The sequence below is a fragment of the Paenibacillus sp. FSL R10-2796 genome, from assembly GCF_037965315.1.
Taxonomy (GTDB): Bacteria; Bacillota; Bacilli; order Paenibacillales; family Paenibacillaceae; genus Paenibacillus_AQ; species Paenibacillus_AQ odorifer.
Genome location: NZ_CP150178.1, coordinates 5469378 through 5492943, shown reverse-complemented (window position 1 = coordinate 5492943; position 23566 = coordinate 5469378). Strand labels below are relative to the sequence as shown.

General features: G+C 39.9%; 17 protein-coding genes. 14 read left to right on the top strand and 3 right to left on the bottom strand.

Annotated elements, in window-relative coordinates; genetic code table 11:
- Nucleotides 1–78: 78 nt before the first annotated feature.
- Nucleotides 79–2397, bottom strand: a complete 2319-nt coding sequence (locus tag NST58_RS24665) for a helix-turn-helix domain-containing protein (protein ID WP_076305325.1) — start codon at nucleotides 2395–2397, stop codon at nucleotides 79–81.
- A 230-nt stretch (nucleotides 2398–2627) separates the two neighbouring features.
- On the opposite strand from NST58_RS24665, the gene NST58_RS24660 reads away from it, so the two are divergent.
- The 13 genes from NST58_RS24660 to NST58_RS24600 all read left to right on the top strand — a co-directional run bounded on the left by NST58_RS24660 (nucleotide 2628) and on the right by NST58_RS24600 (nucleotide 18642).
- Entirely contained in the window at nucleotides 2628–4628 is a 2001-nt protein-coding gene (locus tag NST58_RS24660; protein WP_076305324.1) for a discoidin domain-containing protein, read from the top strand.
- Nucleotides 4629–4807: 179 nt separating this feature from the next.
- Nucleotides 4808–5740 carry an ABC transporter permease subunit gene (locus tag NST58_RS24655; protein ID WP_076305323.1) on the top strand — a complete coding sequence of 311 codons (933 nt, stop codon included), beginning with the start codon at nucleotides 4808–4810 and terminating at the stop codon, nucleotides 5738–5740.
- 121 nt (nucleotides 5741–5861) lie between these two features.
- Nucleotides 5862–6734, top strand: a complete 873-nt coding sequence (locus tag NST58_RS24650; RefSeq protein WP_256716621.1) for a carbohydrate ABC transporter permease — start codon at nucleotides 5862–5864, stop codon at nucleotides 6732–6734.
- A gap of 50 nt (nucleotides 6735–6784) precedes the next feature.
- Nucleotides 6785–8356, top strand: a complete 1572-nt coding sequence (locus NST58_RS24645) for an extracellular solute-binding protein (RefSeq protein ID WP_081391962.1) — start codon at nucleotides 6785–6787, stop codon at nucleotides 8354–8356.
- 17 nt (nucleotides 8357–8373) lie between these two features.
- Nucleotides 8374–9333 (top strand): DUF1861 family protein, encoded by a 960-nt coding sequence (locus NST58_RS24640; protein ID WP_256716620.1) that lies wholly within the window; start codon nucleotides 8374–8376, stop codon nucleotides 9331–9333.
- 15 nt (nucleotides 9334–9348) lie between these two features.
- Complete coding sequence (locus tag NST58_RS24635) at nucleotides 9349–10044, top strand: MgtC/SapB family protein (protein ID WP_143763939.1); 696 nt, start codon at nucleotides 9349–9351, stop codon at nucleotides 10042–10044.
- Nucleotides 10041–10319 carry an HAD family hydrolase gene (locus tag NST58_RS24630; RefSeq protein ID WP_076305321.1) on the top strand — a complete coding sequence of 93 codons (279 nt, stop codon included), beginning with the start codon at nucleotides 10041–10043 and terminating at the stop codon, nucleotides 10317–10319. The genes NST58_RS24635 and NST58_RS24630 overlap by 4 nt, the downstream gene beginning before the upstream one ends.
- Nucleotides 10320–10989: 670 nt before the next feature.
- A complete protein-coding gene (gene avs1a, locus NST58_RS24625; RefSeq protein WP_076305320.1) occupies nucleotides 10990–12198 on the top strand; it encodes an AVAST type 1 anti-phage system MBL fold metallo-hydrolase Avs1a in 1209 nt (402 codons plus the stop codon).
- A 22-nt stretch (nucleotides 12199–12220) separates the two neighbouring features.
- Entirely contained in the window at nucleotides 12221–13297 is a 1077-nt protein-coding gene (locus tag NST58_RS24620; RefSeq protein WP_076305319.1) for a trypsin-like peptidase domain-containing protein, read from the top strand.
- Complete coding sequence (locus NST58_RS24615; RefSeq protein ID WP_076305318.1) at nucleotides 13290–13763, top strand: ABC-three component system middle component 2; 474 nt, start codon at nucleotides 13290–13292, stop codon at nucleotides 13761–13763. The genes NST58_RS24620 and NST58_RS24615 overlap by 8 nt, the downstream gene beginning before the upstream one ends.
- A 20-nt stretch (nucleotides 13764–13783) precedes the next feature.
- Complete coding sequence (locus tag NST58_RS24610) at nucleotides 13784–15691, top strand: AAA family ATPase (protein ID WP_076305317.1); 1908 nt, start codon at nucleotides 13784–13786, stop codon at nucleotides 15689–15691.
- A gap of 65 nt (nucleotides 15692–15756) precedes the next feature.
- Nucleotides 15757–17667: a hypothetical protein gene (locus tag NST58_RS24605; protein WP_076305316.1), complete on the top strand. Its 1911-nt coding sequence runs from the start codon at nucleotides 15757–15759 to the stop codon at nucleotides 17665–17667.
- 804 nt (nucleotides 17668–18471) lie between these two features.
- Nucleotides 18472–18642: a hypothetical protein gene (locus NST58_RS24600; protein ID WP_179088249.1), complete on the top strand. Its 171-nt coding sequence runs from the start codon at nucleotides 18472–18474 to the stop codon at nucleotides 18640–18642.
- Between the two features lie 423 nt (nucleotides 18643–19065).
- Here NST58_RS24600 and NST58_RS24595 read toward each other — a convergent pair whose 3' ends face one another.
- On the bottom strand, nucleotides 19066–19305 hold the full coding sequence (locus NST58_RS24595; protein ID WP_076305315.1) for a hypothetical protein: 240 nt from the start codon (nucleotides 19303–19305) through the stop codon (nucleotides 19066–19068).
- Nucleotides 19306–19571: 266 nt separating this feature from the next.
- Nucleotides 19572–19697 carry a hypothetical protein gene (locus NST58_RS24590; RefSeq protein WP_256716619.1) on the bottom strand — a complete coding sequence of 42 codons (126 nt, stop codon included), beginning with the start codon at nucleotides 19695–19697 and terminating at the stop codon, nucleotides 19572–19574.
- Between the two features lie 1078 nt (nucleotides 19698–20775).
- Between NST58_RS24590 and NST58_RS24585 the strand changes: the two genes are divergently transcribed.
- Complete coding sequence (locus NST58_RS24585) at nucleotides 20776–23532, top strand: ATP-dependent RecD-like DNA helicase (RefSeq protein WP_339244480.1); 2757 nt, start codon at nucleotides 20776–20778, stop codon at nucleotides 23530–23532.
- Nucleotides 23533–23566 lie beyond the last annotated feature (34 nt).

Below are 23566 nucleotides of genomic sequence, written 5' to 3'. Positions count from 1 at the left end.
TCTGCAAATGTTCGCAGGGGATACCGTAAATCCAACCGTGCGGCAAAGGGAGCGCCTTAACTGGCGCTCCCTTTGCCTTTATTGCCGCAAATCCAACCGCTTAATAGTCGCCTGCTCCCTGCAGGCGGAGGGAGAAAGCCCGTATTTTTTCTTGAACAGGGTAGAAAAATAAGTAATATTGTACATTCCCACCGACTCGCTGATTTTAGCGGCCGTTTCATTGGTGGTGAGCAGAAGCTCCCGCGCTTTCTCCAGCCGGGTATGGTTGAGATATTCGTTGAATGACTGCCCTGTCGAGCCTTTGAAAAGCTTGCCCAGATAGCTAGGGGACAGACTGGCGAAGTTAGAGACGGACTCCAGGGACAGATTTGGTTCGGTATAATGGTCCCGAATGTAGTTTTGCACATTCTCGATTACGCTGTTGTGTTTTTGTGCATTTAGCCATTGATTTTTCTCTTCTATTAAAACACTTATGTTGGCACAGTAGCTTCCGAAGATATGAGCGATCTGCTCCAAGCTCTCCGCCTTTTCAATATCTGTTATAGCATCCAGATATTCATTGAAATTGGTTTCAGGTAAAAACTGCAAATATTCAAAGTGCTTCAGCAGCGAGAGCAGTAGCTGGATACAATAAGTAATCAACTGATTGCATGAGCCCGTAGAGACCAATTGGATGAAATTATCAATACTTTCCTGAATGACATCGGCCTTCCCGGATTGTATGGCTTCTATCAGTTTCTTTTCTGTAACGGTCGGATAACTCAAGGTTGTCATAAGATGCGAACGTGTTGCGGAAGCATCTAGAATGGACTCGTTTCCGTAGATCAATTTGTATTTTACGTACTGCTGGGCCGAAGTGAAGGAATATTGCATATTTTTTCTGCCATACACAATATCCCCAACCCCGATGGAGACCGTCAGCTTGAAATAGCGGCTGAGGAAGCTCTGAACGCTGCGCAGGGCTTTTTTTAATTCGAAAGGAAGATCATTGGTTTCGTACTGAATGACCGCCACCGCCTCGTTTTCCTCGGTAATCAAGATGTCGCATGCCCCGAATTGCTCCAGTGATTCCTTGGCAATATTGCCCAGAGCGAAGCGGAGTAGAGGCTGCTGTTCAACACTTACTCGCTTTTTTACCGCTTCGAACTCATCAATCTTGAATACAATTACGCAAAAGTAAGGTCCAGTCATCTTTCGGTCGATATCCTGGATGATCTCTTCCGGGACGGCAATATCGCGTGTATTCCCTTTGAGGAGTGCCTGCAGATAATGTTCACGAATTGTCTTTGAGGAGCGGCTGATGACGAACTGCATCGATTCGCCTTTTTCTTCCAACGTTGTGAAGACTTCTGCTAGAACTTGATATTCATCAATGAGTAGAGAATTCGGGCTGGACAGGGATTTTGGCTTGATGGTATCAAAGAGTGACGACATCGGCTTGTACATATTCTTGGTCAAAAATATGGAAATTAGCAGCCCGGCAAGAACAAGCGCTAAAGTCACGAACAGAGTCACGGTCCGAAGCTGGCGGATGTTGGAAATCAGATTTTCATATGGGGAAACGTTTACAAAGTACCAATTCATTTCAGATGACTTAACATAGGTGATCAGATACTTCTCTTTGGTAATGCTCGCTGTGAAGCTATGTTCCGGCTTACCCTCATGGAGAATCCGCTGAACGTAGTTATTGGCGGACAGATCCTCCATGAAAAGGCCTGAATCAGTATGTGATAGCACGCGCCCTTCACTGTTCATCACGAACACATTGTTCGCGGAGTTGGCTTTACTAATGTTGCGGATCGTCGTCAGAATGGACTGTTCCTCCACATTGATGTAAATGAACGAATTGTCCGAGGAATACAGCGAATAGTCGGGATATAGCAGGAAAGTAAGAAATTGTAGTGGACTATTATTGTTGAACCCTTGGACAGATAGCTTACGAGGATAGAACTCCATATATTTTTGTGCGCTGATCGCATACAGGGATTTGTCAAACGGAAGTCCGGAGGTATCTACATTACTGTCTGTGGATGGTCGGTAGACCCCTATGCTATGGATGAACGGATACGCGCTTTTGATCTTAAACATCTGCTGGAAGACATGGTAGTTCTTTGTCTTGTCCTCCTCTCTACCGTTCAGGAAAGAGATCATTACAGGGTCATTGATTAGGGAGTTGCCAATAGTCATGACCTGATTATATACAACATCAGAGGCGTAGCTGATTTGGGAGAGCATTAATTTGGAATTTCGGTCAATCTCATTAACTGCACTGCCCGAAAAAAGCGAAAAAAGAACGCTCGACAGTAGACTGACAGTAATAAGAACGAGCAAGAAATATGAAATTGTAAGCTTCTGAAATGTTTTGTACCGGATAAGCCGGCCTAGGGTACCTCGCATGTAAGCTTCCTCCAATGCTGCTGAAATCGTCTCTTAACTATAGGGCAAAACCTACGAAAAAGGTACTATCTTACTTATAAATGAAAGTCATTCAGTATATTTGAAATATGCAGGCAGGATTGTGAAAGTAAGTTCCTGTTTTCGAAATGGACAGCAAGAGGAGGTTCTACCTAAGATGGAAGAATGCTGCCACTATGAGAAGAGGCAGTATCGAGAAGGAGAGTGAGGACATGAGGATGTCAAAAAAATGGACTATGTTGCTATTGGTGGGTATGATGACGTTTACTGGAGTCACAACCGGGGAGCTGCCTAAAGCTAAGGCGGCTGCTGAGGAGGATTCGCAGCAAGTGAAGCTGATGACCTTCAATATCCGCAACCGCTCGGGGACGGGAGATATCGCTTGGGTGAACCGCAAGCAGCGGGTAGTAAATGCAATTGAATCGTATGGCCCTGACGTTATTGGGATGCAGGAGGGCTATGAGAATCAAATTCACGATTTGCTTAATGGACTAAGCGCCTCTTATGCTTCGGTAGGCGTGTCACGCTACGGAAATACGACAGACGAGTACAACAACATTCTTTACCGGTCGGATAAATATCAGGCTGCGGAGTGGGGACAGTTCTGGCTCAGCGACACTCCGGATGTGCCGGGCAGCAAGAGTACTCACGAAACCAGCTATCCGCGGATCTGCACATGGGCCAAATTTCAGTCTCTGGACGATAGCCGGGCACAATTTTATTATTTCAATACCCATCTAGGACTGACCGATGAAGCACGAGCTCAGGGGGTAGGGCTGTTGCTTAACCGGATCGCCAAATACGTGACATCGCCTACAATTCCAGTTTTCCTGGGCGGAGATCTCAATATGGAAGAGACCAGCCCATCGTTCCAGCAACTTCAGAATTCAGATCTGAACGATACCTGGGCCGATTTGGGGCATAGTTACACCAATGACGGAACCTATAGCAATTTTGACGGCTCGGTGGATACAGGCCATATCGATTGGATCTTTCAACGGAATTCCACACGTCTCCAGTCAATTGAGATCAATCGTTATAACGAAAACGGATTGTATCCTTCCGATCACTATCCCGTTCAATTGACCGTAAATATTCCACTTACCGGAGACCCTTCCCCTGATCGAACAAGCTTTGGGACAGCAACATCGCAATATAGTGACAGTCCCGCCGGAGAGGAAGCGGCGAAGGCATTCGACAATGATAAGCGGACTAAATATTACACCCCCCATGGCTCGGCCTGGGTACAATTTCGGTTCGCAAACGGCAGCCGCTTTGCCATCAACCGCTACCGGTTGACCTCCGGTAACGATAACCCGCAGCTCCGCGATCCGAAGAACTGGACGGTTAAAGGCTCGAATGATGGTGTGAACTGGACTGTTCTCGATGGACAGTCAAATCAGAACTTTGAGCTGCGCTATCAAACTAGGGAATATGCTTTCTCCAATACCGCGGGCTATGAATATATTCGCTTCGAGTTTACGAGCGGCGGCGGCTCCGGCCTGCAGGTCTCGGAGATTGAGCTGTTCGACTATGTTAATACGGCACGTAATGTAAGCGCCACCGCAGATGGATTTGTATATGGCGAAGGGCCAGAGAAGGCAATTGACGGTACGGTAGCCGGGAACAGCAAGTGGGCTGCTACAGGAGCGGAGCCACATTATTTGCAGTTGGATCTTGGGGTCCGTCACAACATCACCCGATTTGTCGTCAAGCATTCCGCCGCCGGCGGAGAGGCGGCGGAACTGAATACCGCGGCTTTCCGTATTCAGGTGAGTGAAGATGGCACCAACTGGAACAGTATGGTAAATGTCACGGACAATAAAGCAAATGTGACGACACATAACGTGAACGTATTTGGCAGATATGCCCGACTCTATATTACAGACGCCGCAGCAAGAAGCGGTGATACTGCAGCCCGCATATATGAATTTGAAGTATACGGATTGAAGGAAGGAGCGGTATTTTACCAGCACGGAAGCTATGGCGGATATGCTGTAAGTTTGCCTAAAGGTCGGTATTCACTGGACCAACTCATCGAAGCGGGGATTCGCAATGACGACATTACCTCACTGAGAATTGTCGGGGGGGTGTCAGTGAAGCTCTATTGGAACGATAACTTTCAGGGGGATTCTCTGACTCTTACATCGGATCAGACGACGTTAAGTCCTTACGGTTGGAATGATAAGGCCTCTTCGATCGTTATCGAGTAGTGCCTTCAGATGAGTTTATCAGGATAGTGGAAGCTACTCGTTTAATATGGAGGTCTGATAACCGATTAGTTAAAGAAATGTCCGGTATTTGAAATAGCCAGCAGCCGGAATCTGGCCTAATGTTAGCGTCATAGCAAGCAATCAAACCACAATAACGTTAACGGGAGGATTTGAAATTGATGAAAAAGTTTCGTCGGCGAATGGGGGTTCTATCGGATATCCGCGCCAACAGCACATCCTATCTGCTGGTTTTGCCGGCAATGATCTACACGTTTATATTCGGGTATATGACCTATCCTTATATGCTGATCGCGTTTCAACGGTTCAATTACACGGAAGGAATCTTTCACAGCAAATGGGTGGGCTTTCAAAATTTCGAATTTTTCTTTCGCTCCAACAAGGCATTCACGGTAACCTTTAATACAATTTTCCTAAATATCCTGTTCATTTTCTTTGGCACACTGACAGCACTTGCTATTTCCTTGCTATTGAACGAGCTGCGGAAAAAGCTGTTTGTTAAGATTAGCCAGTCTGTTATGTTGTTTCCGAATTTTATCTCCTGGATCGTCATTAGCTACGTGATTTATGCGTTCTTTTCCATGGACATGGGGATTGTGAACCAACTGTTAAACAAGCTAGGGATAGCTTCCATCAACTGGTACACAAAACCCGGAGTCTGGCCAGTGATTTTGACCCTCATGCATGTCTGGAAGGGAGCGGGGATGAGTGCGGTGATTTACCTGGCCACCATTACAGGCATTGACGATACCTTGTATGAAGCGGCCGAAATCGATGGAGCCAACCGCTGGCAAATGTGCAGGCGAATCACAATTCCCCTGATGATGCCGACGGTTGTCATATTGACGCTACTCTCCATCGGAAAGATCATGTACGGCGACTTCGGGATGATATATGCCTTGGTCGGCGATAACGGAACCCTATACCAGACTACGGACATTATTGATACCTATGTGTTCCGTTCCCTGCGACAGATTGGTGATCCTTCCGAAGCGATGGCCGTCGGACTGTTCCAGTCGGTGGTTGGATTCATACTTGTCTTTGGCACCAACACGATTACACGAAAATTCTTCAAGGATGGTGCGCTTTACTAGAAAAATGTGTTGTTTTGAGTTAAACCTACCGAGGTATGCCCTGAGACCATGTTTTCAAAGTGAGTTTTTTACGATGTCTAATCAGGGTAGCTAAGCTCCAAAAATTTTAGGAGGAGTTAAAGTGAAAAAGGGTTCCATTAGCAACATGATTATGTATATCTGCGTTACCCTGTATTCGGCGATGTGTCTATTGCCCATGCTGCTGGTCCTGATGATTTCGATAACGGATGAAGATACAATTCTGAAGAACGGCTACAGCCTGTTTCCCAAAAAATTCTCTTTTTATGCTTATAAAGTAATTTTTACCGGCGGATCGCAGGTCCTGCACAGTTACATGATATCGATCTTCGTTACGCTCGTTGGAACGAGTCTGGCTATTCTGATTACTTCCATGGCCGGTTATACCTTGGCCAACAAGAGTGTGAAGTACCGCAATGCACTGTCACTTTATTTTTTTATTACGATGATCTTCTCCGCCGGAATTGTGCCCTGGTATTTAATGAACCGTTGGCTGGGGCTTACTGATAATATTCTTGCATTGATTATTCCATCATTACTTTTCAGCCCTTTCAATCTCTTTCTGGTGCGCAATTTCATGAATGGAGTGCCAGACTCGCTGCGAGAATCGGCAACGATAGATGGGGCAAACGATTTAACAATTGCTTTCCGGATCTATCTTCCGCTATGTACACCTGTGCTTGCAACAATAGCGCTGTTCTATGGGCTCGATTACTGGAACAACTGGTGGAACGCAATTATGTTGATTAATGACAGGAGTCTGTATCCGCTACAATTCTTGCTCCTGCAATTAAAATCTGAAATCAGCATGCTTAATGAGATGACGATGCTGGCTGGAGCAGGTGACGTCACTCTCCCAGCTGAATCTGTCAAGATGGCTACAGCAATTGTCACGATTGGACCCATCATTTTTCTCTATCCCTATTTACAGAAGTATTTTGTTAAAGGACTGGTTATAGGATCAGTTAAGGGTTGATATAATCCCTCTGGGGTTTATATACAAAATTATAAGGGAGTCGATTTTACATGAAAAAAAGTCTTTCTCTAGCGCTTGCAGCCATGCTTGCGGTTACCGCACTCACCGGATGCGGCAACAATAACTCCGGCAATACGGTGAATGAAGAGGGCAAAGGAAATGCTGCCGGCACACAGACAGCCGATGAAGAGAATAAGACAGTACCGGTCAAGATTAAATATGTTGTTCCAGGCACGGAACCGAGAGACTACAAGGAAGTCTATCAAAAAATTAATGAAAAGCTGGCTGCAGACGGAGTAGGAGTGGAAGTCGAGAAAATTTATATTCCGAGCGATGCCTGGGACCAGAAACTTAATCTTATGCTGTCCACCGGTGAGGATTTTGACCTGTTCCATATTATGCAGGACCGTACTCCGTTCTCCAGCTACTATAACCGAGGAGCATTAGCTGATATCAGCGGGGCAATTGAGAAATATGGGCAAAATTTGAAAAAAAATATTCCCGATGATATTTTCGACGGTGCTACAATCGATGGGAAATACTACACAGTTCCGTCCTATTGGGTGGAAATGGCGAGTGAAGGCGAGTTCAATATCCGCAGGGATATCCTCCGGGCAAATAATCTTGAGGAACCAACTACTCCGGATGAGCTTATCAGCACTTGGGAAACAGTGATGAAGAACTGGAAGGGCAGCAGCAAACCTTACTTCGCAACCAAGGCGGATTTCGATCCAGTTAGTCTGCACACCTCAATTCTACATCGCACCTACGAAACATTCCCGTTTACGGTCAAGGATAAATTTTTCTATGTAAATCAGAAGGGTGAGGTCAAGTCCTGGATTGAAACTGCAGAATTTAAGAAGGACGCCGAATTTATGCGCAAGTTGTACACTAAGGGGCTGACCAATCCGGACATTCTCGTCATGAAGCAGGAACAGGTTAAGGCTCAACTCGACAACGGCGACTGGTTCGTGAACCTCGGCACAGCGGGAAGTTTGAGCACTTTGCAGAAGAACAATCCTCAAGCTACAGTGGATGACGTCGGAGTCGTTTGGTTCAATCCGGAGAAAGTCTATCTCCGTCCGCTCACCTTCAAAAACGGTAATGCGGTTCCCGTGGGAAGTAAGCATCCTGAGGAAGCGGTCAAGTTTATGAATTGGATTCTGGACAGCCAGGAGAACTACGACCTAGTGCAATATGGAATCGAAGGAAAACATTACAATAAAGACGGCGACAAGGGCATGAAGGTTATTAATGATCCGAACAACAATAACAAGCCTGGTTACAGGGGCTCGGAATCACAGAATGGCAATGTAAACTTTATGCGGTTTGATTTAGAGAACAGCATTCCTGAAAATAATAAAGTGCTGTATGAAGCGAATCCAACTGCGGTAAACAGCATCGCTGCTAACTTTGTATTCGATCCGACCAATGTGCGGACAGAATACACTAATATTGTCTCGGAAGCCAGTGCGAGCATCACCCCAATCTACATGGGCGTGCAAGAGTTCGACAAGGACTTCCCCGCCGCACTCGACAAGATGAAGAAGGCAGGCTTGGATAAAGTCGTCGCCGAATATGTTCGCCAATTCAATGAATATCAAGCCAAACAAGGGAAATAAAAGAGAAAAGAAATGGAGTGAGTAGTTTGACTTTACTAGAGCAAAGAATTCAATTTGAGGTAACTAAACAAATTTATGATCGTGCAATCCTAAGCTTTCACGGGGTTGAGGGATTTGATGTATACAACATTACCATCCCCTTTGAACGTGATGGCAAACGCTATCTGTTCGGCCGGGTAGAGCGGCGCGATGAATGGGCACGGTCTTGGGTTCGCCTCTTTGAGGAGACTGGACAGGATGAATGGACTCTCGTACAGGGCAGTATGATTTATACGCTGGAAGACCCTTATGTCAGCCTGATCGGCAGCGAAATCGTCATGGGCGGCACTCATGTCCAGCGGGAAGGGGGGAAGGTGAAGACCTATTTCGGATATTTTCACAGGGGAACGGATCTTCATAATTTGTATTATTTCACTACAGGTCCCAATAAGATGAAGGATATCCGCCTGGTCGAATTGCAGGATGGCAGAATAGGAGTCTTCTCCCGTCCACGTGGAGCGGAGACTCTGGGTAAATATGGTAGCGAATCTATGATTGGCTTTACTGTGTTTGACGGCCTAGATCAGCTTACAGCCGAGACAATAGAGCAAGCTCCTTATATCCCGGGCATCTTTGGCGAAGGTGAGTGGGGCGGGGTCAATCAGGCATACTTACTGGACAGCGGAAAGATCGGTATTATCGGCCATAACTGTTACCGGGATGAGGATGCAAGCGGTGGCGAAGTGAAGGTCTATCTCAACATGGCATTCGTCTTCGACCCGGGAACCCGGAAAGCGGAAGACCTACATCTAATTGGTAGCCGTACCTGCTACCCTCCGGGGCCAGCCAAGACGCCCGCTCTGGTCGATTGCGCTTTCACCTCCGGCATTGTGATGCGACAAGACGGTAAAGTGGATCTGTACAGCGGAATCGGTGATTGCCAGGCAGGCCGAATTACGATTGATTACCCATTCGAAGGATATGGACAGATTGTATAAAGGGATGAAGTGATAATGACTGCCAATCCAGACGTGTGGCATATTGGCTATATGGATATTAGCCTCAGGATCGCCCTTGCTCTCCTGATCGGTGGACTCGTTGGACTGGAAAGAGAGCGGGGCCAGCATCACGCCGGATTCCGCACCCATATTCTGGTCTGCCTGGGCTCGGCGTTGATTACGCTCACCTCGATTTACGGCTTCAGCCAATTTGCTGGGGAACCTAATGTCCGGCTGGACCCGGCCCGGCTGGCGGCACAAATTATCAGCGGTATCGGCTTCCTTGGAGCCGGAACGATTCTGCGCACCGGAAATACGATTTCCGGATTGACGACAGCCGCGTCGCTCTGGGTAGTCGCCGCAATGGGTATTGCCATTGGCGCCGGCTTCTATTACGGGGCTATCCTCACCTTTGTTTCTGTGCTGGTCTGTCTGTTTGTGCTCCAGTGGGTGGAAAAGCGTATCCGTCCGTCCGGCAAGACGGCAGTGTATACGGTAACGGTGGCGAAGGAAGGCGATCCCGGGATCTTTTTGAACTTCTTCCGCGATGAGGGGATCAAGGTGAAGTCCTTCAAGATGGATATGCTGGAAGGCGGTGCAGTAAGAATGCATTTTGTCCTATCCAGCAAGCATTCGGATATGAAGCAGAAGATATCCACCATGTCTCTTAACCGTGACGCAGGAATACAGCAAATGGAGATCGGAATGTGAGGAATGAAGGAATGGAATATAAGCTGCTCGCACTGGATATGGACAAGACAGTACTGAACCGGAACCATGAGATATCCACAGAGAACCGTAAGTGGATTCACCGGGCGATTGAACAAGGGATTGCCGTAATGTTCGCTACGGGCCGGGAGGTGCAGAGTATTGCGCCTTATGTCGAACAGCTCGGCCTGCGTTCTCCGCTTGTTGCCGTCAACGGGAGTGAGGTGTGGCGGGCTCCAGGTAGCCTGCTGGTTCGCCATACGCTAGAGGATAACTAGGTTCAGGAGCTTTACGCGCTGGCGCTTGAGAGCAATTGCCGGTATTGGGCCTACACTGTAAATGAAGTATTCACTGCGCAGAATTGGCCCGGGCAGATCCTGCGACCCGAAGATGATCCATGGCTCAAAATCGGAATGCATTCCGACGATCCGGCTTGTCTGCAGGAGATTCACCAGATTTTGATGATACATCAAAACCGGGCTTGGTTAGAAGTTAGAATCAATCAACTTAAAAGGTAGGAACCCACAATAAACAGCGCATAAGATTAATTATGCGCTGTTTGTTGTGGTAGTTGCATTTTAATAAAGATCTAACTCATTCAAATTAATTGTCCAGCGATAAAAATATTCAAGCTTTCACGATACACACAGCCTTGTGGGTTCCTTGGCATTAGCTGCTCCCGTTCTTGCTGCTGATAATCGAACCACATTTGTGACGCTGCACATTAATGGAATTAACCCCAGCTAGAGAATTTTTGTTTCTTAATCAAGTGTAATCATAACTTTTTATTTAGCTAAACTTCGTTATTTTATTGAATTTTAAAATTTTAAGAAATTAACAAGTTGTTTATGATTTTATTACATCTGCCCCTGAATTCGACAACTTTCGCCAACTTATTTTGGTAAAATTAAAAGAAATAAAGAGAATAAAAGAGGAAGGAGTGGAAATTTGGAATCTAATTTAATGATAGAAGTTTTCCCAGCATCAGAAGGGGATTGCTTCCTTGTTACAGTTGATAAAAGTCACATTCTTATTGATGCTGGAATTAGCAGTACATATCATGATTTTCTGAAAATTCGTCTTCAAGAATTAGCCTTGAATAAGGAGGAGATAGAATTACTAATAGTGACCCATATAGATGAGGACCATATTGAAGGAATGGTTGAATTGTTTTCGGAAAATGTTAATTACAATTCTTCGAGAATCATCTTTATTAAGGAGGTATGGCACAATAGTTATAAACACTTACAATTCTCAAAGCAAAAAAAAATTGAAGACCGTGAACTAGAAATACTAAATGATATTATCTCGAAAGGGAAGAAATTAGCTGAGCAAATAAATAATGAATCTCAAGATATTAGTGCTAAACAGGGTTCTACACTAGCGGCATTATTGTTAAAGGGCGGATATCCCTGGAATCAAAAGTTTGGGGGAAAAGCGGTCAATTCTGATGACTTTTCTGAGCCTTTTCCATTTTCAAACTTCACTGTGACATTACTATCACCAAATACGAATAAACTTAATAGATTAGGAGGGAAATGGGAGAAAGAGCTCAGGAAAGAGAAGTATAACTTTATTTTTTCTGAAGACATTATTTTTGATGATGCATTCGAATTTAGCTTGCGTATGGAAAGCGAAAGTGAAGAAGATGAAATACACAAACCAATATCTGCCCAATATGTTTCATTTGACGACCTCATTTCCGAAAAGCCAAGAAAAGATACTTCTGTTACAAACGGATCGTCCATTGCGTTTATACTGGAGGCCGCGAATAAAAGAATGTTATTTTTAGGCGATTCTCATGCAGAAGTAGTAGTCGATCAATTAGAAAAAATGACTAAGGATGAGAATGGTCAAGTTCAGTTTGATTTAGTTAAAATATCACATCACGGAAGTTCTAAGAATACCACTACACGATTATTAGAACTTCTCAATTGCTCAACATACATCATATCAACTGATGGTAGCAAACACAGTCATCCGGATCTCAGTACCCTTGCAAAAATAGCTGGAAAATCAAGTGGAAAAGAAATATCAATTTATCTTAATTATAAAACGACTCATTCACAACAAATCCAAGAAATGATTGAAAAGAAAAATTTGAACTGTACGTTTGTATATCCAAAGGAAAATAATATTTTAAATATTAAATTATGATTGTGAAAGGGTATGTGTATAAATGTTGCACAGTGCAAAAGAGATCTCATCTTCTGTGTGTAGGCTCACTTGCGGACCAGAGGATTGTTTAGATAAGGGTACAGCCTTCTTAATTTCACCGAGTAAAGTCATAACCGCAACTCATAATATTAAAAATCATTTAAACGATGGTTCTATTGCCATTGTGTTAGAATTTTTAAATATAGGAAGTGAACGTAATGTAAGGAGAGCATTACCGGTAACGAGAGAAGTTACAGACGCTGTTGTAGTTCTTGAGTTAGATTCACCAGTAAATCACAGTCACTTAAGATTCTCAGATTTTGAGGTGGGAGCCGGCGACGATTATTCTACATTTGGCTATCCAACAGTGAAATGGTCAAGTGGTCAATGGGTAGGAAATAAAATATCAAGGGTTATTGGTGAAGAAGAGTTTAATTCCTATGATTGGAATATAGATTTGAGCCATCAAACTCCAATTTCGGATTTCTCGGGGTTATCTGGCGCACCTTTAATGGTTGATGGTAGATTGGTTGGAGTCTTTATAACTGAAGCGATGGAGAAAGGAAAAGCAATTTCACTTGGAGCTATTGGTGTCTCTAAATTTGAGAAAGTTCTTAGTGATAATCATATTGATATTCATGAGTACATAGACCCTTACTTCTACGAGCTTGAGGAAGATTATTATAAAGATTTCGTGTTTGTTGAAAAACTAGAAGCGGCGCAGATTTTTGAACATCAACTTTGTCAAACAGAATTCTTTCATGCAGAAATGTTAAGTAACGCTGTTAAAAGCAAATCAGTGAAAAGTGAAATTAAGGAATTAGCTCGTTTGCAGAATGACGTAAGGAGCTATTGGCACAGTAAACATCTTGGTTATAATGATGAAAATAACGGGGCTGTATTATTGTCAAGTGTATATGAAAAAATTGAGCTTATGGCAGATTCGGCTCTATTATCTAAAAATCTATCAGCTAGTTTATATGCCAAAAAGGGTATGTTACATCAATGGTCAGACAACTGTAAAATTGGCTGGGTTAAAAATTACGAGGAAAATTTAAGGCTATATAGGCTGCGGAAGGAGGAACAACAGAATGAATAAAGCTTCCGAAGTTAATTCTGAGCTTATCTTAAATGTAACACGAATTCTAGTATTGTTATCAAATTTTAACAATCAAAAAACTATAAAGACAACATTAGACAAAATTATGCTGTTTGATTTTTACATGAAATATCCTCGGGTGATGATTGACGATGAAAAATCTGAAGAAAAGATAAGTTACTACGACTACTATTCATATTATCATTGGAAACCAGACAGAGCAGAGTACCATATGTACCTAAGGTATCTAATGGCAAAACGATTAATTACAAGAAACATAGCAAGTAATGAATTTGTATATATTATTTCAAATAAAGGTATAGAGATCACCGAAAGTTTGAAATCAACACACTCTAATGATTTAAAATCTGTAGCTATGTATGTGAAAAAGTATGTTTCCAAGCTAAGCGATACTAAAATTGAAGAAGATATAATTTATAAAAGTATGTCTCGCTTAAAAAGATGAAATAAAGGGGCTAAATTAAAGTGGGGAAAATATACATTCAAAAGTTGACATTAAATGGGCGCAAAAAAAATTATTCAATTAATTTTAGAAGGGGATTAAATTACATCTCTGGCCCAACATCTACTGGAAAATCTTCTATAGTGGAATTAATAAATTATGCTTTGGGGTCCGAAGACCATAAAGATTACATAGAAATTGGAAACAGCTGTACTGATGTTGAACTGGAAATTACATTAGGAAATAAATTGTTTAAAATTGTTCGTCCGCTATTTGACTTTGACAGACCAGTAAAACTTTTCGAATATTTGGAAAGTGAAATGAAATATAGTAATGAGTTCAAATTACTACCTATTGACTCTCCCGCAAATGAAGATTCCTTATCTCGTTTTTTACTTGCTCAACTCGGCTTTATTGATATTAAGGTAGTCAATCAGAACTTTAGTTTTCGAGATATATTTAAGTTCTGTTATCTTAAACAAACAGAAATTGATAATGAAGATATAATGAAAGAAAAAAATTGGGGTCCGAGTATTAAAAGAAAACCAACCTTTGAAATTATTTTTAACATTTTCGATAGTATGTTATCAGAGATCAAAGCGAAAATCAAAGAACAAGGTGAAAAAATTTCAGACTTGGAAAAAAGAAGACAAGGTGTATTTGAATTTCTTAAGAATTTAAATATGTTGGATTTAGAGACATATAGGAAGAAGAAAAATGAACTTGAATTATATATTGCTGAATTACAAGGGGATATATATAGTTTGAAATCGAATAGAAAGCAACTTGGAATACCTGGAGCAGAAATAGAAGAATCTATTATAAAAAGACAGATTGAAATCAATAAACTTAAGAAAGATATTCTAGAACAAGCGCAATATATTGAAAAATTAACTTTGCTTAGAAATCAATATCGGAATGAAGTTGAGAAGATTGATTTTTTATTAGAAGGCTCCATTACACTGAATCGTTATAAATTTGAAGTATGCCCATCATGTTTAAATGAATTGGTGCCACATGAAGGTGGTTGTGAGTTGTGTGGTAGTATACTTCAGAATTTATCTGAAGAAGAACAAAGAGTGTATAAAAGTGAATCTAATCGACTGAAACTGCGTTTTAATAAACTGTCAACTTTTATTATTGATCAAAATGAGACTGTTAGAGACTTGGAATTTAAGAAAATTAACGAAGAGTCATTATTAGTAAATGAACAAAATACATTAAACCACTTGAGAATGGAATATATTAGCCCCTATATTGAAGAAATCGAAAAATTAAATATGCAGTTAGGTGAAAATAAAAATCAACTTAAAGAGTTAGAACAAACATTAAGAATTATCAATGAGTTTCATTTTATGCTACATAAGTTGCAAGGCGAGAATGCAATACTAAATGGACTGAAACAGCAAGTAAGGGATATAGAGTCAAGTAATATGGACAAAGACACAGTTATAAACAAAGTGAGTAGGGTCTATGAAGAAATTCTTAAGGCTTTTAATTTCCCTAAATTATCAAATGCCTATATCTCTGCAAAAGACTATTTGCCATATATCAGAGGAAAAAAATATAGTCAAATAGGTAGTCTAGGTTCTGTAACCATGTTAACAATGGCATATTATCTTAGTGTATTAATTGTTGGAACCGAAGAAAAGTTTAAACATCCAGGACTATTAATAATTGATACACCTCGAAAAAATTTAGGGGCAGATCCTAAAGATGAGGCAGTATTCAAAGATGAAAGAATCTATAATTCAATAATTCAGTTCTTTCTTAAATTGGATAAGGAAAAGAAACATCAGATTCAATTGATAGTAATCAATAATGGTTATCCCGATTTTTTGTCTGACGAATATATAGTAGCGAAATTTGATGGGGATGGTACCAAAGGTTTGCCTTATGGATTAATTGATGATGCTGAAAACGAGAACTGAATTTTTTGTATATCTGCCTGAAGGGTTTTTGTTGTTGATAGTGTTTTGAAGATATGGAGGAATTAATGCCGATATCGTTAATCTATGTAGGATTTATTTTTCCTTTACTTATGCTCCCATTTTTCATCCTAAATATTTATCACCCTAATAATTTTATTCGTCGATTATCAAAAATACTTATTACCTTATCGTTAATTGTGGCCATTATTGTTGTGCCATTATACGGGCTTCATCAATTGGGCATTAAGAGTCTTCTTATTCCAATTGTTCCTATTCTGAGCCGAGGAGTTACTTGGGGGTTAGAAAAAACAAATGTATTCAAAGTCAATCTCATAGTTATCGTAGATAAATTATTGAAATTATCATTCATATCTGTTGGTTTAGTTATGTTGGGTACAGCTTATAATCAACCATTAAAACCTGTTGTATTTACTATTATTGTAATAGCATTTATTCTTTTTGTTGATATTGGTAAATATATATTGATGGGATATTTATTTGGAATAGTGTTAGCAGTGTTTTTGATTTCTCAATCAACGGATGCGATGTTTACAGTTGTTTTCATTTATATAGTTGTTATGCTGTTACTACGATTTTTTGATAAAGTTTTTTCATTTAGCGAAAAAGTAAGAAATAGTTTAGAAAGTTCAGCAATGATTATTATTCTCTTGATCTCTTATCCACTAATTATTAATGGTGGGCTAAAACTTAATTTTGAAGATTTATTTGTTCAGTTGGCAGTATTTATTGGATTGTTATCTATTTATTTATGTACTACATATTTAATTGGGAAGGTAAAGTTTTCGATTTCCTTTCAACACTATATTCCATCTGGCACTTCTTTCTTGTTAGTATTCCTAATGCTAAAATTGATTGAAAACTTTAACATTGCTAATAGATTTGGTATTGTATTTTATTTGTTAATCTTTATTTTTCTCTTTTTAACATTTTTTAGAGTATTTTCTCCTCTTGCAAAAGATTTTTATTTTTCAAGTTTTATTAATTCAACTAATATATTAGAAGGATTGCAATTCTATTTTGGAAAGAAGTTTGGTCAAAATTTGTTCAACTTTTTATGTGGCAGTAGCCCAGAATTAATAAAACCTATTTTAGCGTATTTGATGCTTGTGGTGCATTTTATCGGTCTTATTATTATTTACCTTCAAATAATTCCTGAAGGTGGAAAGGTGGAATTATTAAAAAATGACTTTATGTTTTACACTCTCATGTCATTCGGTTCTATTTTAAGCTTTGTAACTTCAATTTCAAAAACTATTGAATTACAAAAGATTAATGAAGGAATGACTACTGATGAAGCAATGAAGAGTAGTGCTTCGATTACTCTTAATTATTTTTTTACACTGGTCCCCTTTATACTTATATTTTTCAAGGAATCAGAGGGTGTGGGTTTATTCGGAGTGGTTTTTGCGATCATATATATTTTTTTAATTATTGTTAATACTAGCTTTGCATTGTTTAGAGATTTCTTAAAACCAGAGTATAGTAAATTTGCATTGACAAGAAGTTATCTATCGATGGCAATTTTAATTTTACCTCATATTGCATTGATTGGAGCTTTCTTATATTACTTTGATGTAAATAACACTCTAAATAGTCTAAAACAAATAATTGGTATTTTTGTTTTGCTAAGTTTTCTGTCTATTATTATTGCCCGAGTAATGTCTTATGATAATATTTTGGGAAGTAAAAAATTAAAGAAACTATCTTTTCCTATTTTGGTTATTTTGATTATAACGATAAAGCCCATTACTATGATGAATGCTTACATATTTTTATTAATTGGTTTTAAATTGGATATAGCTATTAAACTCACTTTTTATTTTGAAGTCTCATTTTTTATGGATATGATTGCTCTTTTAGTTATACTATTAGTTCCTTCATCGAATGATAACTATAAAGGCAAATTATCAGATATCCTTCATAGTTGGAAAAGTCAGTTTTATGAGAAGAATTAAATTAACTATCTCTTGCTAGAGGCGATAAACTAATTATGAATATCGCCTGCGAAAAGGTCTTTGTCGCTTAATCATTCCTGAAACATTAAAGCCGCCTATATCATAAGTTCGGAGCTGTCTCATCACTTTTACAAAAAAAATTGGATAGCTTCTATGATCATATTTTCCAGGAACTTCATTGGGAAAAACCTATGGTACCTGGAAGAGAGCATACGCTGGATCGAACAACATCTATTCTCTAAAGGGAGTAGCCCAGGAGATACCTTTCAAGATCAATGTCTTGAAGTTACAATGCAATGGGATGCGAAGAAGCATGCATGTAGTAGACCATCGTGGATCCAAGCTTATCTTCTATAAATGGGTAAAAAGCTTTTTTGAATCTGTATCCTCTCTTTCATCGAGATTATGAAAAAGAGGATGATGAAGGAGCCAGCAGGAGGGAGACGGAGAATTGGGCATCGTAAATAAAGGAGAATACGGATTACTCTTATTTTTCCAGTATATGCACGTCTCCAAATTCGTCCTAGTGATTCTCGCCCCCATGTCTCAATAAATTATAGCCCTTTCATTCCTTCATCATATCTAACTAAGGGGTGAAGGTCAGTCTTTCTAACAGAACCGGTCCGAGCCCTTTTGCTTAATGCCTCCCTATACTCCTGTCCAAAGACAAAATAAAGAAGTAGACTATTCTTATCAAAATAAAATTATATTTTTTTTTTTGCAGAGAGTCGCTTTTGAGCGGCTCTTTTTCAAGGTGAAACCTTCCTTCATGTCGAAAATTGATACAGAAGGGAGGGGAAGAGAATGCTGATAAAAAAGAAAATGCAAGTTGAATTTTTTTCAGGAACAGGACTCAAAGAAGTGCAAGAAGAAGTTAATGAATTCCTGGCTAGTGTACCTGCTGAGGAAATAGCGGATGTAAAATTCACTTGTTCTCAAGAATCATGGGATGTGCTTGTTCTTTATACAAAGTAATTTTTTATTTTTCAGCGTCCGGTCATATGATCGGACTTTTTTTGCTGTCCATTTACAGGAATGGATGAAGGGGATGGAAAGTATACTGAAAATCTGGGCAGACAACATCAAGGCGGTCTATTAAGCCATTTCAGACAATAACGAGGTGGTGGTAAAGTTTCAGGAGATTATTGAAAATAGCGGCATGGATATGGAAGTTGCTATACATGTAACATATGAAGCAATGCGGCGCGCCGATGGTATTATATTTAGGACTACACCGCACTGACTAAAAAGATCAATGGCATGAATAACACACCGATCCACGGGAGATTAAAAATAATTGCATTGGTTCTTGTATGAACAAGTCAAACATGAGCAATTTGATGATATTGGTAAGATTGAAAAGTATTTGAATATTATTGCTTGTAATAAAAACTCTGGCTAATGATAAGCCTTGACTCCAATAATGAGATCGTCATATCCACGGACAATTAGGAAAGAATGCTCCTGCTCCAATTTGTTCAATTTGGCAGCGATAATGTCAAAGTTACGAAAACCACGTACTGCACATGCATCATATATATCGGTAACTGCGACCAACGCACCATGATCCTTAAAAGACTTTAAAGGAATTGTACGTATGATTTCTACAAGTTGTTGATTGCTTAAGCTTGTATTCAAGGTCTTCCTCCTTTCTATATTAGATAATCAATTCTCTTTCAAAGAAATGATACAACCTAAAGTTGGTTTGCTTTCTGTTCCACCAGTAATCTTTTTAATCGTAACCTTGAACCGCTTTCTCCGATCCAGAATAGGGGCCAAGATTGAAGCGTCATCAGCGTCGATATGCCCTATCTGCTCCTGCTTTACCCACACTTCTATGGCATCGGGAAATTTCTTGCTTGGCTTTCTCTTTAGCGTAATGTCCTGACCCGCGCTACACTTCCTTAAAATTTTTGACGGTTAACTTTGTTAGGGTTATCAAAGGTAACGCCAACAACACGGTATTCATGGTCCCATTCTCCTGTTGGGTCAGGAGAAGGTGCCGTAGAACCGAATAGCCATTTGAACATCTTGTTCCTCCTTTGAAAATCAGAGTAATCACATCATAATGTTCGACAGAGAAAGGCGGAAATCCTGTAAATTTAACGACGGTGTGAGCGTTAGTGAGGTACTTCTAAATGAAGACACAGTTGCTATAATAAATGAAAAATTATTGAATACGTCAACAATAAGCACATAAGATACGCTAGGTATTGCAGGTGAAGTGAAAAAATGGGGTGGAAGCTTTGCTGAACGCCAATGCTCGCTGGTCCAGAGCAACTTTGTAATCTAGCAGCTTACTTCATACTGGCATGTAAGGCTGATGATGAGTCCTTTTAGGTAGAAATTCTTTCAAGCATCGGTCCTTATTCAGTCAATTGTGCAACTTTGGAGATGTTTCTAAAATTAGTTCTGTTGTTCCTCTTGTATCAAATTTAAAATAATTACAGCCGTATATGCGGCAGGGATTGAAAATATGCGTGATTTGTATACTCAGGTTTCTAACAGAGGATTAGGTAAGACAGACGGCACTTCAATTTTAGAAGCTGTTTTGGAAACTAGTTTACTAAAATCAAAAAGAGAGCCCAACACATGATTGGTTGCCTTTGTTCAAATGGGCAATTTTGGTGAAGATTAATAACTGAGAACCGTATCACAAATAGTGGTAAAGCAGAAGATCAAGTTGAATGTAGAAGCTACGCTGATTAATGCTCGTTTATCATAAATGTCCACGCATGTAGAGTAATCATATTTAAGAAAGCCCGATCCTATGTGAATCGGGCTTTCTTCTTTTCTGAAACAGTAGGAATGTGATGTGTGCTAGATTGTGTCAAAATGAATGATATATACTTTTATGTGGACGTAGGTGTTATACACGCTTCAAACACACTCGAATTATTCATTATATTTATCCTTAGGCTATTGTTTGTTGTCGTAATACTTTCACCATGTTAGATATAAACTTTTTAAGTTAGAATTAGTAGGAGAAGGCAGGGACAAATAAAGAATTTGTAGAAAGACGAATATAATTTTATTACATTTAAATTCCTCTATTGATGGTAAAATGGTATCTATTAACGAAAAAATCCTAAGAAATGAGGCAAGCGAATGACTACCGGATCCGAAACAATTCGTAGAATTAACGAGCAAATTCTTAGAAGCGATGCAGCTATTTGCCGTCATATTGAAAACCTTGACGCTTTGGGGAGAGGAGCGGTTTCACAAGATATTTTGTCCAATTTGCGGACGTTTGTTGAACACACAATGTTCAAAATCTATGCGCATGCTAATGTTACTACATATAATTATTCGAACATAGATCAGGCTATTAGTTTTGTAAAGACAAAAGGACATTTGAAATTCTTATGGAGGTTTCACGCTTTTTTACAAATTGTTGCTTCACACTATACCCTAGAACCTGAGGATTCAGAACGTGCGATGCTGAAATACTATGAATTTATGTTGAGAATCAAAGATTTCCTAAAAACTCAGTATGGACTTGATGTGTTGGCGAATCTGGACAAGTTTCCATTAAACATAGATAGAAATCTTCAAGAGTACTATGAGAAAATAGCTGAGAGGTTACGACGCAGAAATCACAGCGCAGATCGAGCATCTTCCGATAATATGCGATACTACGTTTACAAAATTAAGCCATTTTTTGTAGATCAACGAATTTATTATGAAGTTACTTTCATGCCCGCGACTGGAAAAGCGAGTAAATTTGATCGCATAATCGCTTTCACCACATTAGACATCTCGAAATACTATGCTGTAAAGCTAGGAACGATCGAAGAGAATATCACTATCTTAGGTAGGACTATGCCTATTTTTATCATTGTGAGTTGGGAAGTGGCAATTCGGCCAATTGAGATAGAGAGGTTTTCAAGCATTTTCGCGATAGATTTGCCCGGTTATGCAAGTTCTGCTGAGGGACGAGGCTTGATGCGATTCTTGACAAGGACCGGACTTAACCTAGTTGAAATTCTTTGTTTTGAGGATGCGCATTATAGGCAAATTCGTTCCAGCATCCTCTCGACTTTTAATGCAAAGGTCAGCCATCTTTTTGATTTATTTGACCGTTGTCGCAATATTATTGGAAGCCACCAAGCAGGGTCCAATGTGCTTAGATACTTACTTTATCATATGAATAAAAGGATCATTGAGGATCAACTTGGTGAGTCTAACGGTTATTTGTCAAATCTTCGTCTGAATTATGGGTGTATTCCCTTTGATAAAATGCCGTTTAGTACTTCGCTTTTACATCACAATCCGAAGCTAGTTGATTTGTTTGACTGCCTTGACACTACGAATAGAACACATGAATTGCTTGCACGCTATGTACTCAAAAATACTGAAATAAATGGACAACTGTATACTTCGCGAAGCGACCTTGAGCGTTTTGGCGATGTTGATGTGCTTGTGAGTACTTTCAATAGAAAGTTGTACCATAATGAGCGTCATCAGGCTCGCCGCTTGAAAGAAAGGAATGCTCATTTTTATATATCTGGTTATGAAAACGACACCGTATGGATTATTCAGAAACTCACTGAATTGTCAACGAGAGGCATCCAGAACTACACTAACTCTGTAGACGATTGGCTTACTTCTGAGGTTCATTTAGTGGACTGTGAAGAAAAAAGATCCTCGTTGCGGCAAATGTTCACACAATCTTCTGTTGCACTCATTTACGGCTCGGCTGGTACAGGAAAGTCTACGCTTATTAACCATATTTCAAATCTATTTATGAACCAGAGCAGGTTATACTTGGCCAACACTAATCCTGCTGTGGACAACATGAAACGTAGGGTTACAGTTCAAACAGGTGATACGGATTTTATGACTGTCACAAAATTTATAAAGAAGCAGAGTATACGTACAAAATATGACATAGTAGTCATTGATGAATGCAGTACGGTCAATAACAGTGATATGAAAGAAATCTTAAAAAAAGCCGATTTTGAGTTGCTTATTTTGGTAGGTGATATTTATCAAATTGAGTCTATCCAATTTGGGAACTGGTTTAATGCGGCAGAAGGTTTTTTACCGGCATCATCAATTAATCATCTTACAAGACCTTACCGAAGTAATAATGAGGAGTTGCAGACCTTATGGGATAGGGTTCGTAGCATGGATGATAGAATAGTAGAAACAATAGCTAGAAATCAATATTCAACATCTCTGGATGCTTCCATATTTACACCTTCAGAACTAGATGAAATTATTTTATGCTTAAATTATGACGGGCTCTATGGAATAAATAATATTAATCGGTTCCTCCAACAGGCTAATCCCAACCGCGCCGTCCCATGGGGACTCCAATTGTATAAAGTTGGTGATCCGATACTATTCAATGAATCTGATCGCTTCACGCCTTTGATTTATAACAATATAAAAGGATGGATAGTAGGTATCAAACTTGGTGAAGATAAAATCCAGTTTGATATTGAAGTTGATAAATCAATTAACGGGCTAGAGGCTATGCCCTATGATTTTGAACTTCTAGAAAATTCAGTAGCAGGACGTTCAGTAATCCGCTTCATAGTCGACGACCAGAGACAAGTTGATGAAAATCTTGAAGTGCCATCAACGGCTCTCGTACCGTTTCAGGTTGCTTATGCAGTATCAATTCATAAAGCACAAGGCTTAGAGTTCAATTCTGTAAAAGTCGTTATTACTGATGAAGTCGAAGACCATATAACCCATAGTATTTTTTACACAGCCATCACTAGAGCTCGAGGAAGGCTGAAGATATATTGGACACCTGAGGTCGAAAATAGAATTCTCGGTGCAATTAAACCGAAAGATATCAGACGAGAAATCGTATTTCTAAGAACTTCATTAGCTGAACATACAACCTCATGAGTAAAGAATTTGATTAGCTTCGTGGTTGAAAAAG

Excerpts from the sequence above, each read along its gene's own strand:
- NST58_RS24645 (WP_081391962.1), top strand. The coding sequence starts at position 6,785 with ATGAAAAAAAGTCTTTCTCTAGCGCTTGCAGCCATGCTTGCGGTTACC.
- NST58_RS24605 (WP_076305316.1), top strand. The coding sequence starts at position 15,757 with ATGCCGATATCGTTAATCTATGTAGGATTTATTTTTCCTTTACTTATG.
- NST58_RS24635 (WP_143763939.1), top strand. The coding sequence starts at position 9,349 with ATGACTGCCAATCCAGACGTGTGGCATATTGGCTATATGGATATTAGC.
- NST58_RS24655 (WP_076305323.1), top strand. The coding sequence starts at position 4,808 with ATGAAAAAGTTTCGTCGGCGAATGGGGGTTCTATCGGATATCCGCGCC.
- NST58_RS24600 (WP_179088249.1), top strand. The coding sequence starts at position 18,472 with ATGCTGATAAAAAAGAAAATGCAAGTTGAATTTTTTTCAGGAACAGGA.
- NST58_RS24615 (WP_076305318.1), top strand. The coding sequence starts at position 13,290 with ATGAATAAAGCTTCCGAAGTTAATTCTGAGCTTATCTTAAATGTAACA.
- NST58_RS24585 (WP_339244480.1), top strand. The coding sequence starts at position 20,776 with ATGACTACCGGATCCGAAACAATTCGTAGAATTAACGAGCAAATTCTT.
- NST58_RS24660 (WP_076305324.1), top strand. The coding sequence starts at position 2,628 with ATGAGGATGTCAAAAAAATGGACTATGTTGCTATTGGTGGGTATGATG.
- NST58_RS24590 (WP_256716619.1), bottom strand. The coding sequence starts at position 19,697 with ATGTTCAAATGGCTATTCGGTTCTACGGCACCTTCTCCTGACCCAACA.
- NST58_RS24620 (WP_076305319.1), top strand. The coding sequence starts at position 12,221 with ATGTTGCACAGTGCAAAAGAGATCTCATCTTCTGTGTGTAGGCTCACT.
- NST58_RS24665 (WP_076305325.1), bottom strand. The coding sequence starts at position 2,397 with ATGCGAGGTACCCTAGGCCGGCTTATCCGGTACAAAACATTTCAGAAG.